General features: G+C 39.1%; 10 protein-coding genes, 1 tRNA gene and 2 pseudogenes. 5 read left to right on the forward strand and 8 right to left on the reverse strand.

Going from position 1 to position 13,624, the window contains the following annotated elements:
- Positions 1–58: 58 nt before the first annotated feature.
- From secF to queA, 7 genes are all read right to left on the reverse strand, one after another.
- The gene (secF, locus tag QLG01_RS10900; RefSeq protein ID WP_282496432.1) at positions 59–1,024 is read right to left on the reverse strand and encodes a protein translocase subunit SecF; all 966 of its coding nucleotides are present in this window, start codon (positions 1,022–1,024) and stop codon (positions 59–61) included.
- An 8-nt stretch (positions 1,025–1,032) separates the two neighbouring features.
- A complete protein-coding gene (gene secD / locus QLG01_RS10905) occupies positions 1,033–2,934 on the reverse strand; it encodes a protein translocase subunit SecD (RefSeq protein WP_282496433.1) in 1,902 nt (633 codons plus the stop codon).
- A gap of 51 nt (positions 2,935–2,985) precedes the next feature.
- Entirely contained in the window at positions 2,986–3,315 is a 330-nt protein-coding gene (gene yajC / locus QLG01_RS10910; protein WP_003655131.1) for a preprotein translocase subunit YajC, read from the reverse strand.
- Between the two features lie 97 nt (positions 3,316–3,412).
- The gene (tgt, locus tag QLG01_RS10915; RefSeq protein WP_004638765.1) at positions 3,413–4,546 is read right to left on the reverse strand and encodes a tRNA guanosine(34) transglycosylase Tgt; all 1,134 of its coding nucleotides are present in this window, start codon (positions 4,544–4,546) and stop codon (positions 3,413–3,415) included.
- 153 nt (positions 4,547–4,699) lie between these two features.
- Positions 4,700–5,269, reverse strand: a complete 570-nt coding sequence (locus tag QLG01_RS10920) for a LemA family protein (protein ID WP_267531397.1) — start codon at positions 5,267–5,269, stop codon at positions 4,700–4,702.
- An 82-nt stretch (positions 5,270–5,351) separates the two neighbouring features.
- On the reverse strand, positions 5,352–6,380 hold the full coding sequence (locus tag QLG01_RS10925; protein WP_282496434.1) for a hypothetical protein: 1,029 nt from the start codon (positions 6,378–6,380) through the stop codon (positions 5,352–5,354).
- A gap of 229 nt (positions 6,381–6,609) precedes the next feature.
- Positions 6,610–7,647, reverse strand: coding sequence for a tRNA preQ1(34) S-adenosylmethionine ribosyltransferase-isomerase QueA (queA, locus tag QLG01_RS10930; RefSeq protein WP_282496435.1), 1,038 nt, complete (start codon positions 7,645–7,647; stop codon positions 6,610–6,612).
- Positions 7,648–7,829: 182 nt separating this feature from the next.
- On the opposite strand from queA, the gene QLG01_RS10935 reads away from it, so the two are divergent.
- From QLG01_RS10935 to QLG01_RS10940, 3 genes and pseudogenes are all read left to right on the forward strand, one after another.
- Positions 7,830–7,916, forward strand: a tRNA-Leu gene (locus QLG01_RS10935).
- A 94-nt stretch (positions 7,917–8,010) separates the two neighbouring features.
- Positions 8,011–8,109 (forward strand): annotated as a pseudogene (locus QLG01_RS19050) (XRE family transcriptional regulator); the annotation flags it as partial.
- Between the two features lie 26 nt (positions 8,110–8,135).
- The gene (locus QLG01_RS10940; protein WP_282496436.1) at positions 8,136–8,999 is read left to right on the forward strand and encodes a hypothetical protein; all 864 of its coding nucleotides are present in this window, start codon (positions 8,136–8,138) and stop codon (positions 8,997–8,999) included.
- 35 nt (positions 9,000–9,034) lie between these two features.
- Here the strand turns inward: QLG01_RS10940 and QLG01_RS10945 are convergent.
- Positions 9,035–9,251: pseudogene (locus QLG01_RS10945) on the reverse strand (hypothetical protein).
- Positions 9,252–9,523: 272 nt separating this feature from the next.
- Here QLG01_RS10945 and QLG01_RS10950 point away from each other — a divergent pair.
- Positions 9,524–10,795 (forward strand): HAMP domain-containing sensor histidine kinase, encoded by a 1,272-nt coding sequence (locus tag QLG01_RS10950; protein WP_282496437.1) that lies wholly within the window; start codon positions 9,524–9,526, stop codon positions 10,793–10,795.
- 67 nt (positions 10,796–10,862) lie between these two features.
- Entirely contained in the window at positions 10,863–13,613 is a 2,751-nt protein-coding gene (gene glnE / locus QLG01_RS10955) for a bifunctional [glutamate--ammonia ligase]-adenylyl-L-tyrosine phosphorylase/[glutamate--ammonia-ligase] adenylyltransferase (protein WP_282496438.1), read from the forward strand.
- Positions 13,614–13,624: the final 11 nt, after the last annotated feature.

The raw sequence follows: 13,624 nt of genomic DNA on the forward strand, positions 1-13,624 counted from the left end.
TTAAATAAAAAAACCGCGAATTAATCGCGGTTTTTTTATAAGTCTTACTTTATTCAACTTAAGGAATGTCATCTTCAAATTCAGGTTTAACCTGAACGATGAAGTCCTGACGGTTAAGACCACGCCATAAGGCAAAAGCTGTACCGATATAAATTGAAGAGTAAGTACCTACAAAGACACCAACAAACATTGCAACAGCGAACCAGTGTAGACCATCACCACCTAAGAACATCATTGCTAGAACGACTAGTAATAAGGTCATTGATGTATGAATGGTACGACGTAAAGTTTCGGTTAAAGCAATATCGACGATTTCACGAGGAGTCGCACCGCGAATTTTACGGAAATTTTCACGGATACGGTCTGACACTACAATGTTATCGTTAAGCGAGAAGCCAATGACAGCAAGTACCGCAGCTAAAACCGTAAGGTCAAATGGCCACTGGAATAATGCAAAAGCACCAATAATAATGATGATGTCGTGGAATAAAGACATCACGGCGCCCATCGCGAGTTTAAACTCGAAACGGATCGTCACGTAAATCAACATTAAGATAAGTGCAAGTGCAACTGCACCAGCAGAACGAACATAGAGCTCGTTACCAACTTGACCACCTACAGAGTCCACTTTGTGAACTTCTGCGGCATTGTTTGGCAACTGTACAGCCTTAGTAATCGCGTTATTAAGGTCTTCAACCTTAACTTCTTGTACAGGCATGCGTACAAGTAAGTCTTTATTGCTACCAAGTGTCTGTACTACAGCATCTTTAAAGCCAGCTTTGTCGAGTGCCTGAATAACTTCAGACTGATTTGCTGGTTGAGCGTAGTTAAGCTCAGCTGAAACACCACCTGTAAAGTCCAAACCGAGGTTAAGACCTTTAGTTACAATAAAGAAAATACTCGCTAACGTAATAAGGATCGAGAAGATTGCCGCAGGTTTAGCAATCTTCATGAACGGGATGATTTTTGCATCATCCGGACGTCCATATTGTTTTGAATCTTGTTGAGTCACTTTAGTCATCATCGATCTCCTTAAATGCTCAACTTTTTCAAATTACGGCGTTTACCATAAATGATTTGTACAATTGCGCGAGTCACTGTAATTGCAGTAAACATCGAACACACGATACCAATCATTAATGTTACGGCGAAACCTTTGATCGGGCCTGTACCAATTGCAAACAGAATGAATGCAACGAGGAACGTCGTTAAGTTCGAGTCAAAAATGGTGTTGTAGGCTCGATCATAACCGGCCACAATGGCCTGTTTGGGCGATGCACCCCAGAGCATTTCTTCTCGAATACGCTCACATATCAATACGTTCGCATCGACGGCCATACCAATGGTAATAACGATACCCGCAATACCTGGTAAGGTGAGGGAAGCCCCAATCCATGACATAACCGTTAAAATCATTGCCAAGTTAACAACAAGTGCAAAGTTAGCGATTAAACCGAATAGACGGAAGAAAACCACCATCCAGATTGCAACAAGCAAGAAGCCGATTTGAGTTGATAATACGCCCTTATCAATGTTTTCTTGACCAAGGCTTGGACCAACCACACGTTCTTCAACAAAATACATTGGCGCAGCCAAAGCACCTGCACGTAGCATTAATGCAAGTTCTGATGCTTCTTGAGGAGAACTTAAACCGGTAATACGGAAAGTTGAACCTAAAACAGCCTGAACTGTTGCAGCATTGATGACTACAGATTCAGTGTATGGAGTACGAACTTCTGTTTGTGCACCAGTTTTAGGATCTGTGACATAAGTAATTTTTTGCTTATTTTCGATGAACAATACCGCCATGCGTTTACCAACAGCATTACGAGTTGCATCGGACATAAGCTTACCGCCAGCACTGTCGAGAGTAATATTTACTTCGGCACCACCAGAGTCTTGGCTAAAGCCAGAACTTGCATTTTGAACACGCTCACCCGTCAAGATACGGTTACGTTGCAACAAAAGTTGACGACCGCTATCTAAAGACTCATAAGCAAAAACTTCTGTGCCCGGAGGTAAAGGTTGACCATTATATTTACCTGTATATGGGTCAATATATTGATCATTTGCGTCAGAAACCAAACGGAATTCGAGGTTTGCAGTACGGCCTAAAACACGTTTCGCTTCAGCTGTATCCTGAACACCCGGTAATTCAACGACAATACGGTTGCTACCCTGACTTTGTACCAATGCTTCTGCAACACCAAGTTCGTTAATACGATTACGTAATGTTGTTAAGTTTTGGTTTACCGCATATGACTGGATTTCTTGGCGACGTACATCGGTATAAGTAAGCTTTAAAGTAGAACCTGTAGAGCTTGCTAATGCCTGTTGGGTATATTCATTCCCATTACGACGTAGAAAATCCATTGCTGCATCACGGTCAGCATTGTCAGCAAATTGAACAGTGATTACATTGTTTGTTAAAGCAAGACTATTAAATTTGATCTTGTTTTCACGGAACTGACGACGCAAATCGGTGGCAGAGGTTTCCATACGTTGGGCAACGGCTTTGTCCATATCTACTTCAAGCAAGAAGTGGACACCACCACGTAAGTCCAAACCAAGTTTCATTGGTTTTGCCCCAATTTTTTGCAACCATTCCGGTGTGGTCGGTGCAAGGTTTAGGGCAACAACATATTGATCACCTAAGTCACGGCGTAATACTTCTTTTGCTTTCAACTGCGCTTCAGAAGAGCTGACACGCAAGAGGGCAGCATTATTTGTAAAAGTATTATCGTGACTTGCAATATTTGCTGTTTTTAAAATTTGCTCTGCTTTTTGCACCACACTTTGATCAATTTGGGTACCAGCTTTGGCACCGGAAATTTGAACGGCGGGCTCATCCGGATATAGACTAGGCAGTGCGTATAATGTACTGACTACCAGAACAACCAGAATCAGTAAATATTTCCATGCAGGGTAACGCATTCGCTTTCTTCTTAAATGAAAAAGTCGTGCTAAAGCACGACTGTTTTATGATTAAAGGTTATTTAGAGTGCCTTCAGGTAATACTGAAATTACGCTGGCACGCTGAATTTTTACTTCTACACCACGGCTAAGTTCAACAACTGCATAGTCACCTTCAATTTTGGTCACTTTGCCCATTAAACCACCAGCGAATACAACTTCACTACCTACACCTAAGCTTTCGATTAAAGAACGGTGCTCTTTAGCACGCTTTGCTTGAGGACGCCAAATTAAGAAATAAAAGATTGCAACGAATACAACAATCATCAAGATGTTTGGCAAAATACCTGTAGTTGGGCCAGCTGCCGGTGCTGCATGTGCAGCAGAAATTAAAAAGCTCATTTTGATTTCCTAAAGTTAAAAATATGAGTCAGATACCTGACATAATCCTAATTCGTTTTGCAATTTACCTTGTCTTGAGGTTGAGCGCAAATCGGGCTTATTCATCAACCGGACATGGTGGAACTTCTAAACCACGACGGGCATAGAAGTCCTGAACAAATTCATCAAATGTGCCATTCTCTAATGCATCACGCATACCTTCAGTTAAACGTTGGTAATAACGTAAGTTATGAATAGTACCGAGCATAGACGCTAACATCTCTCCACATTTTTCAAGATGGAATAGATAAGCGCGGGTAAAGTTCTTACAAGTGTAGCAATCGCAATGTGGATCGAGCGGACTTTGGTCATGGCGATATTTACTATTACGAATACGTACCAGACCATCAGTGACAAAATAATGACCGTTTCGCGCATTACGGGTTGGCATTACACAGTCGAACATATCGACACCGCGGCGCACCGCTTCAACGATATCTTCCGGTTTACCAACGCCCATCAAGTAACGCGGTTTATCTTGTGGCATTTTGCTTGGTAGATAATCTAAAACTTTGATCATCTCATCTTTAGGTTCACCTACAGATAAGCCGCCAATCGCATAACCGTCAAAGCCAATTTCAAGAAGACCATTTAAAGACTCATCACGTAAGTCTTCATACATACCGCCTTGAATAATGCCAAATAATGCATTCTTATTTTTGAGTTCATCATGATGATGAGTTTTACAACGTTTTGCCCAGCGTAAAGAAAGCTGCAATGATTTTTGTGCTTCTTCATGCGTTGCAGGATAAGGTGTACATTCATCAAAAATCATGACGATGTCAGAGTTCAATACCTGCTGAATTTCCATAGAAATTTCAGGCGATAAAAACACTTTTGAACCATCAATCGGCGAGCGGAAAGTAACACCTTCCTCTTTGATTTTGCGCATTGCGCCGAGACTAAAAACCTGGAAACCGCCAGAGTCAGTCAGAATTGGCTTATCCCATTTAATAAAGTTATGCAAACCGCCGTGTTCTTTAATCACTTCAAGACCCGGACGCAAATATAAGTGGAAGGTATTTCCTAAAATAATTTGTGCCTGAATGTCTTCGATATCACGCGGTAGCATACCTTTGACTGTGCCGTAAGTTCCCACTGGCATAAAAACAGGTGTTTCAACAACACCATGCTCTAAAGTTAAACGACCACGACGGGCGCGCCCCGACTGACCTAATTTTTCAAACTTCATCTAAAAATCCTGAACACAAGCAGAGGCGAAGAAACAGTTCGCTGCTAAAAAGAGAGCTATTTTCCTTGATTCTGCGATGTAGTTCTACTACTAAATGTAGCTGGTTATAAAATAGATAAAATTTCCGATATGTTAGGGCCTATTTTTTTCCTATTAAAAATTAGGTTTATAGTCAAAATTTTCATTAACAAGATTATCCTTAAAAGGACGAATCGCTTTCTTGGATAAAGTTAATGTATTGATGAGATTGTTAGGGAATACTTCAATCTGATTGTTGAACAGCTCGACATTACGGTTAAAAATGCTAATCGCAGCACCCACATTTTCGTTTTGTTCCTGAATGTCGTCCATCATCTTGCTATAGAGTGAATCGGCTTTAAGCTCAGGGTAGTTTTCAACAATAACATTTAAGCTGTGAATTAGTTCTTTGCTCATTTTCTCGATTTGTTGGAGCTGAGAAATATCCGTGTTATTCACATTTAAATTAAGAATTTGCTGACGTAATTCAGTGACTTTTTCTAATGTCGATTTTTCAAAATGAGTATATTGATTAAGTGTTGTCTCAAGCGCCTCTAAAGTCTTTACCTTTTGACGTTCGAAATTAGCAACCTCAGACCAAGCACGTTTGGTCGCATTAAAATAACGTACGATGGTATTACGAATGTGAACGCCCCAGACGATCAGTACAACAAATATCCCCAAGAAAATAATTAAACCAGTCATGGTCAGTTCCTTATTGTTATTCCCTCAGTGTACTTTTGACTTCTCATTTTTAATGAGACGACAATCAAGTCATACGAGAGATTTATTTAATTAAGTTCAACATTAATTGCTGAAATTTTTCATATTGCGGCATGGTCATGGTACGCAAGTGCCCACGCAATGCTGAAACATTATGAATTTCACTTTGCTTACTTGTGGTCTGAAAAAGATTTTGCTCCCCCAGATAACACAAAATTTGTTCTTCGTGATGATAAATTAAATCACCTTTAAAGTGCTGAAAAAAATCATTTAATTTTAAAGTTAAGCTCGGACTGACTTCTTTGGCTAACTGATGTTGATCAATCCCAAAAATATTAAGTTCTTGGTTAATTAAAATATCGCTACTTTGCCATTTACTGGTGTAGGGAGTAAAAAAACGAGAACGTTGATTGCTAACAGCAATGCCCAAAGCTGGTATTTGAAATATAAAAGCGCCCCATAAATCTTTATGAATTTCTTTTATAATTTTTTTATCACTATTTTGGTCTTGAATAATAGGGATTTCATTAACGTAATGATATTGAAACAGCAAGACTTGATGATCGGTTACTCCATCGTTCCATGTCGTCGAAGCAAAATGAGTAATTTCGTTAGACTCAGTCCCTCGGTTAAACAGAGGGAAATACTGTTTTAATTTACTCAGAACTAAAACTGGCTGAGCATGAATGGGAAGATAAGCTGGTAACTGCTGAAACTGTAAACTGTAACGCAAAATCACCATGCGTTGTTCTAGATAACGAATAACTTGCGTTAATGGTTCTTGAGATTGATAGAGTAAATAAGCCAGAAACCCTGTTAAAAAGGCACCTAAAAAGCTCCAAATATATTGAATATGTGGATGAAGAAAATAGCCAAAGGTCAATATTGTGATGCTGCAAATGGCGAGTAAATAGGGGAACACATTAAAAAAGCGAAGGTTGTGATCTTCACGCCATGGATGTAAAGCATCTAAAAGATCTTGGGCTGAATGAGATTTTTGCCCAGCATCCCAAAGTCGAGCAATATTACGAAAAACCTGTGTATTTTTTTTACGCCTTATATGAAGAGCTTCTTGTACAGTATCGATTGGCATGGAAGTAATAAGTGCATTATCATAAAGAGCTATTTCTAGATTATCTTTTAAATTGAAAGAGATAAATACTAAATTTTTCTAAATTGAGAATTTTTCTTTAAAAGTGGATGCCTGATTTCATTGCTAAATTTCTGCAACTCACAGAGCTAAAGTCATTATTTTTTATTGTGAGTATTTGGGCTGGGTTAAACCTCGAATCAACTTATAAGGTTTAACCCAGCCTTAGTATTTAAACGTCTAATTTATCAACCAGCATTGCATCGCCATAACTAAAGAAACGATAGCGGCTTTTAACTGCATGTTCATAAGCAGCCAAAATGTTGTCTCGACTTGAAAGTGCAGATACCAACATGAGCAGAGTAGACTCTGGCAAATGGAAGTTAGTAATTAAACGATCTACGATGCAGAACTCATAGCCCGGATAGATAAAGATTTGCGTGTCACCAGTCCAAGCCGCGATTTTACCACCATGAGCTTGAGCTGCACTTTCTAAAGCACGTGTTGCTGTTGTACCAACGGCAATCACTTTATTACCGCGTGCTTTAGTCGCTAAAATTAAATCAATAGTTTCTTGAGGCACATCACACCATTCACTGTGCATGATATGGTTGGTAATGTCATCAGTACGAACCGGCATAAATGTGCCAGCACCGACGTGTAAAGTCACAAAAGTTTTTTGAACATTTTTTTGTTCTAATTTTTCTAAAAGTGTTTCATCAAAATGTAAGCTTGCAGTAGGTGCTGCAACACTGGCAATTTTTTCTGGGTTATGGAAAACCGTTTGATAGCGTTCAGTGTCAATTTCTTCTGCTTCACGGTTAAAGTAAGGCGGAATAGGTAACTGACCATATTGCTCAAGTACAGGCAAAATTGGCTGTGAAAACTCAACCACAAATAAATTTTCGTGACGGCCACGAACAATCACAGGAATGTTATCTGCACCAACATAAAGCTCAGCACCTGCTTTAGGCGAGTTACTCGATTTAATATGACAATACGCTGTGGTGTGGTTCAGCATGCGCTCAACTAAAATCTCGATAGCACCGCCTGTAGAACGTTTTCCTTTAAGTCGTGCTTTCATGACTTTAGTGTCATTGAGCACTAACAGATCACCTTCTTCGAACAGATCGATAATGTCTGTGAACATGTGATCGTGATATTGACCCTTTGAGTCTAAGTGCAACAACCTTGAAGCACTACGTGATTCGAGAGGGTAACGGGCAATAAGTTCATCTGGTAATTCAAAGGAAAAGTCGGACAGTTGCATATTTAGAAAAAAACACCGCAAAAATTGGGCCTAGTATAAACTTTTTCGCTTTTTTATGGCTGTGCTTATGGCCTAAATCATGAAAAATGTTTAAATGATCTAAAAGTGAACGATAATATTCACTTAGGGTTTGACAAGTTTTACAAACGCGCTAATATACGCAACACAAACATACTTCCTCTCCCGAGGTGGTGAAATTGGTAGACGCGGCGGACTCAAAATCCGCTGTCAGAGATGACGTGTCGGTTCGAGTCCGACCCTCGGGACCATATTCAGAATCGTAAGATTCTACGAAAACCCCTAAGCTAACGGCTTAGGGGTTTTTTGTTGGGTAAATTTTTTTACGAAATTTTGATAATATATGATGAAGCAAAGCTGATTCAGTTATACCGTCAAACACGTGAAGAAATGCGCTCAGGGTTAGTCTCTTTAGCTGAGACTTATGCAAATCAATTCAAGTAATTATCTTTATAAAAATTAGGCTATTAATGGAAAATAAAAATTATCACTGGCTAATCTTATTAGTCATTTTGCTTGCTGTAGTTGCTGCTTGGTTAAGTTTTCCTATTTTTTTTGAATGGTTGATAACGAAGCATTTTCTTATAAACCCTGAAGAATATGGGAAAAAATTTGGGGCAGTAGGTGATACTTATGGAAGTTTAAATACTCTTATTTCTTCTATCGCTTTGTGTGCGGTGGCTTATTCTACATGGTTGCAAGTAACTTCTCTGCAAGAGTCCCGTAAAGTTAATGAGCAACAATTAAATCTAGCTATTAATAACCATCAAGAGCAGGTAAGAGAGTCAAGAAATACAGTATTTGCAAATCAATTTTATTCTTTATTGAATTATAAAAATGAGAAATTTAAGGAACTGGCATTTTGTGATAAAAATGGTAATAAAGTTAAAGGGTATAATTTTTTTAAAATTTTAACTATTGAGCTTCATAAAAAAATAATGGTGCAGAATTATTCAAAAATTGATGAGATTAATGAAAATATTATTAGAGAATATTTCGAGGAAGTATGTAAGAATTTAAATAATAACGAACTTTATTATGAGCTGTTTACATATCTTGAAATCTATTCAGCTTTAATAAAATTAATTAATTCATCTGATTTAAGTCAGGAGGATAAAAATTTTTATGGAGACTTGCTCCGTACTACAGTAGCTGGGAATGAACAATTAAGTATATTTTTGATTGCACCTATGTGGGAGAGGTTGTATAGCGAAATAAGGCTAGTGGCATTTTTCAATTCATTTAATCGAACTGAAGCATATGAAAAATTTGCTTTAAAATTTTATAGCAAAGGTAACTTTGCAGTAGAAACTTGGCAGAAAGTATTTAACTAAAAACAAAACCCAGCCTAAGCCGGGTTTCTTTTAATTTATTTAGCATGAACCGCTCGGTTAATGCTAACCACGTTGGTGATGTAACGTGTTGATGATAGCGCTAAATTCTTGTTCTTTTAAACCATCATCGACTTTCAGTTTTGAAAAGGCAAAAAGTAAGTTTTGAAGATTCTCAAGTGGATATTCAATTTCTTCCAATATTTCTTCAGCTGTCATTTTCTTTTGGCTTTTAACGTCTAGTGTTGAGTGCATTTCTCTGTCGTGTCCATTAAACAAGAAGCTATTTATAAACTCGCATTTCTAACATCTTACAACTCTTTACCTTCAAACATTTGTTGTATTTTCCTCAAGCATACCCACTTTATGTATCTGAAAACCTTTAATTGAAACTTCACATTTCTATTTTGAAAAGAACGTTGCTCTTTTAATGTACTGTGTTAAAGTTTGTAGTAGATCATAATGATTATAAGTACATTTTTTAAGAGCGGTTCCGACCAAAAACGACAAAATCTGTGAGGCGGGCAATGACATTCCAGCGTTTAGAACTAAATCAGGTTGAGCAGTTAAGTGCTTGTAGGATATCTCTGTTACTTGGATTAAATGCCGAGCAGAACTACATTGAGCAATTTTTCCGGTTTAGTCTTCGTCTTTTGAATTGTAAAAAAGCCTTATTGACTTTTAATCAGGAACCTTACTTTTGGCATCGTTGCCCAGAGGGCATGACAGCAATCTCGTTTAAACCTTCGAAACATTTAAAACAGTGCTTTGCTAAACAACAGATCATTAATCACTCACATCCTTCTTATCAAAACTTAACCAACTATTTAAAAGAACTAAATATCGAGTGCAGCAGGGCATTGGCGGTGCATCTTTTACACCCCGATAAAACGTCTATGGGCTTTGCTGTCTTTTTCGATGACGATGCAGCTATATTTGAAGATGACGATATTCAATTGCTGCTCGATTACTGCTCTACCTTTATGCAGCAAGTCGAATTGAAGTTTAACTATGAAGAGTTAAACGAACTCTATGAACAGCAAGTTGCGATTAACTCAAGTAAAACTAAATTTTTCTCGATTATTTCACATGACTTACGAGCGCCGTTTCATGGGTTGCTCGGGTTTTCTGAAGTACTCGCCAAAGAGCGTGAAACTTTAGATGAATCTAGTATTCAAAACATTGCAGATTATTTATATGACACCTCACAATCGACCTATAACTTACTTGAAAGCTTACTAACATGGGCGATGGCAGAAGGTGGGCGTTTTGTTTATCACCCAATTAACTTTAAGCTTAGACAAGTCAGCAATATTGTTTGTGATGTACTGCACACATTAGCTTTAAAGAAAAATATTGAACTGGTTAATGATGTTCCAGATGATTTAAATATTTATGCCGATATCAATATGATGACCTCTGTAATTCAAAACTTGGTGTCAAACGCGCTGAAATTTACAGATATTGATGGCTCTGGCAAAGTTTTTATTGAAGCTAGGCAAGCTGACAAAAATATAGAAATAACCGTTCGAGACACTGGTTTAGGCATGACCGAAAAACAAATGACAAATTTATTCCATCCACGTATTACAGCCAGCTTTAAAGGAACCGCTGGTGAAAAAGGTGCGGGTTTAGGTTTAAGTCTTTGTAAGCGTTTTGTCGAAATTAATCAGGGTAAAATTGATGTCAGTTCAAAAGAAGGCGTAGGAACGACATTTACAGTTTTATTACCTTCTGCTCAAGAAAGTCATGAGGCTCATGCAGAGCATTACTCTTCAGCGGAAGCAAAATTAGTCTAATCCCTTTTCCTACCACTACTCGAACTGCTATAACTAAAAACAGAGTACGAGGAAAAGAGCTTTTTATATGAATGCGGAGCAGTTACAAAAAACATTGCGTGCGAGTCAGTACGCAGAACAAGTTTTAGGCTTGCATCAAGCTGTTTTAGAACAAGATTACCAACTAGATCAATTTACTGCACCGCTCTCGACCGAACAGATTTATCAATTTGTACAAACCACATTAGATGGAATTGGTGACGAAACATCTTGGATGCGTGGATTACGCATTTTAAGAAGTCGTTTAATGTTCCGTTGGATTTGGCAGGATGCCAATCAGCTTACCGATGTTGTCACTCTCACACGCGAACTTTCTGATTTTGCCGATGCCAGTATTTGTGCGGCAAAGGATTTTGCACGTGTAGCGCTTGTGGCAAAACACGGTGAACCTGTGAGTTACTCTGGCAAAGTTCAAGATTTGATTGTGGTTGCCATGGGTAAACTTGGTGCGCAAGAGCTTAATCTGTCGAGTGATATTGACTTGATTTTTGCTTTTGATGAACAAGGCGAAACTAATGGCCGCAAGTGCATTGATGTACAGCAGTTCTGTATTTTGTGGGGACAAAAACTCATTTATTTGCTTGAGCACATTACCGCAGACGGTTTTGTATTTCGAGTTGATATGCGTTTACGCCCTTGGGGCGATGGCTCGGCACTAGCGATTAGTCATGCAGCTTTAGAAAAATATTTAAGTCAGCATGGCCGTGAGTGGGAACGCTATGCGTGGATTAAAGCGCGTGTTGTGACGGGCGGTAAAGAAGGGCAAGACTTGTTAGAAATGACACGTCCTTTCGTATTCCGCCGCTATGTTGATTACACCGCTTTTGCCGCGATGCGCGATATGAAAGCGATGATTGAGCGCGAAGTTTTACGTCGTCATATTGAGGATGATATTAAACTCGGAGCAGGCGGTATTCGCGAAATTGAGTTTATTGTTCAGGTCTTCCAGCTTATTTATGGTGGTTCTAAACGTGAGCTACAAGACCGCCAATGTTTAGTCAGCCTTGAGCACATTGGCGAAGCTGGTTTGTTAGAAAGACAAGCTGTTTTAGAACTTGAGGATGCTTACCTGTTTTTACGCCGTGTTGAACACGCAATTCAAGCCCTCAATGACCAACAAACTCAGCTATTGCCAGAAGAAGTAGACTTAAGACAACGCATTATAGATACCTTAGGTTTTACGAGTTGGGATGAATTTATTGATGTTCTTAACGAGAAACGTCAAAAAGTTAAAGTTCAATTTAAGCAGCTTATTGAAGATACTAGTTCAAATGCCGCAACTGAGAACTTTGGACAGTTAGAGCAGCAGTTAGATGAAGTGTTGGATGATAATGCGAAAAATTTGATTCATGAATTCTGGCATGGTCACGCACTCAAAAAATTACCTTCAAATGCTGTTCAGCGATTAAAGACATTCTGGCCTCATTTAATTGAAGTGATATTACAGTCAGAACAACCTCAAACTGCACTTCTGCGCTTAATGCCGCTGATTGAGTCGGTCATGCGTCGAACCGTGTACTTGGTGATGTTGATTGAAAGTAAAGGTGCATTGCAACGTTTAGTTAAAATGGCGACCGTAAGTCCTTGGATTTGTGAAGAGCTAACGCAATATCCAGTACTGCTTGATGAGTTTTTATCGATGGGCTTTGAGTTGCCAAAGCGTAAGGACTTAGAAGACTCATTACGTCAGCAATTGCTTCGCATTGAAATTGATCAAGTTGAAGATCAAATGCGGGCACTGCGACTGTTTAAAAAGAGCAATGTACTTACTGTTGCGGCAAGTGATGTATTAGCGGAAAGCCCGCTAATGAAAGTATCTGATGCATTAACCGATATTGCTGAAGTTAGTGTTAATGCAACACTTCATTTAGCTTATCAGACTGTAGCAAAGCGTCATGGTTATCCATGTGATGTTGATGGAAAACGCTGCTCACTCGACTACAAAGCCTTTGCTGTTATTGGTTATGGCAAAGTGGGTGGGATTGAGCTTGGCTATGGTTCTGACTTGGACCTTGTCTTTATTCATTATCTAGATGAGCAAGCAGATACGGATGGAACGAAGTCAATTAGTGGCTTTGAGTTTGCTATGCGTGTCGCTCAAAAGTTTATGTCACTCATGACCACTCAAACCCTTGATGGCCGTGTCTATGAAATTGATACACGCTTAAGACCTTCAGGTGAGGCCGGTTTATTGGTGACAAGTCTTAAGGCCTACGAACACTATCAGTTGAAAAGTGCATGGCTTTGGGAGCATCAGGCATTAGTACGTGCACGCTCTATTGCAGGTGACGAGGTACTTTGCCAGAAATTTGAAATATTTCGACGCGAGATATTGACTCAATCTAGAGATGAGGCTTATGTTCGTGAGGAAGTGTTGAAAATGCGTCAGAAAATGAAAGACCACCTAGGTTCGTCTTCTGAACAAAAAAAACATGGTATTTTTCATTTAAAACAGGACGCAGGTGGTATCGTCGATATCGAATTTATGGCACAGTATGCTGTACTTGCATGGAGCGGGACGAAACCCGATCTCGCCCATTATTCTGATAATGTAAGAATATTAGAAGATGCTGCTAAAGCAGACTGCTTATCCAGTGAAGATGCCACAGCATTAATTCGAGCCTATCTTAGTGAACGTGCCGAAAGCCACCGCTTAGCCCTTGCAAATCAATCCATGCAAGTCAGCGCAGCGGACTGGCGTAGTACCCGTGCGGTCGTTTGCAATTTATGGCAAAGATTAATAGACCCAACCGCCTCGGTTGAGTTGGATAGTGAATGATTTTATAACAA

The organism is Acinetobacter sp. V89_4, from assembly GCF_029967875.1.
In the GTDB taxonomy this organism is placed as follows: domain Bacteria; phylum Pseudomonadota; class Gammaproteobacteria; order Pseudomonadales; family Moraxellaceae; genus Acinetobacter; species Acinetobacter oleivorans.

Coding starts and splice junctions, on each gene's coding strand:
- secF (WP_282496432.1), bottom strand. CDS start 1,024: ATGATGACTAAAGTGACTCAACAAGATTCAAAACAATATGGACGTCCG.
- secD (WP_282496433.1), bottom strand. CDS start 2,934: ATGCGTTACCCTGCATGGAAATATTTACTGATTCTGGTTGTTCTGGTA.
- yajC (WP_003655131.1), bottom strand. CDS start 3,315: ATGAGCTTTTTAATTTCTGCTGCACATGCAGCACCGGCAGCTGGCCCA.
- tgt (WP_004638765.1), bottom strand. CDS start 4,546: ATGAAGTTTGAAAAATTAGGTCAGTCGGGGCGCGCCCGTCGTGGTCGT.
- QLG01_RS10920 (WP_267531397.1), bottom strand. CDS start 5,269: ATGACTGGTTTAATTATTTTCTTGGGGATATTTGTTGTACTGATCGTC.
- QLG01_RS10925 (WP_282496434.1), bottom strand. CDS start 6,380: ATGCCAATCGATACTGTACAAGAAGCTCTTCATATAAGGCGTAAAAAA.
- queA (WP_282496435.1), bottom strand. CDS start 7,647: ATGCAACTGTCCGACTTTTCCTTTGAATTACCAGATGAACTTATTGCC.
- QLG01_RS10940 (WP_282496436.1), top strand. CDS start 8,136: ATGGAAAATAAAAATTATCACTGGCTAATCTTATTAGTCATTTTGCTT.
- QLG01_RS10950 (WP_282496437.1), top strand. CDS start 9,524: ATGACATTCCAGCGTTTAGAACTAAATCAGGTTGAGCAGTTAAGTGCT.
- glnE (WP_282496438.1), top strand. CDS start 10,863: ATGAATGCGGAGCAGTTACAAAAAACATTGCGTGCGAGTCAGTACGCA.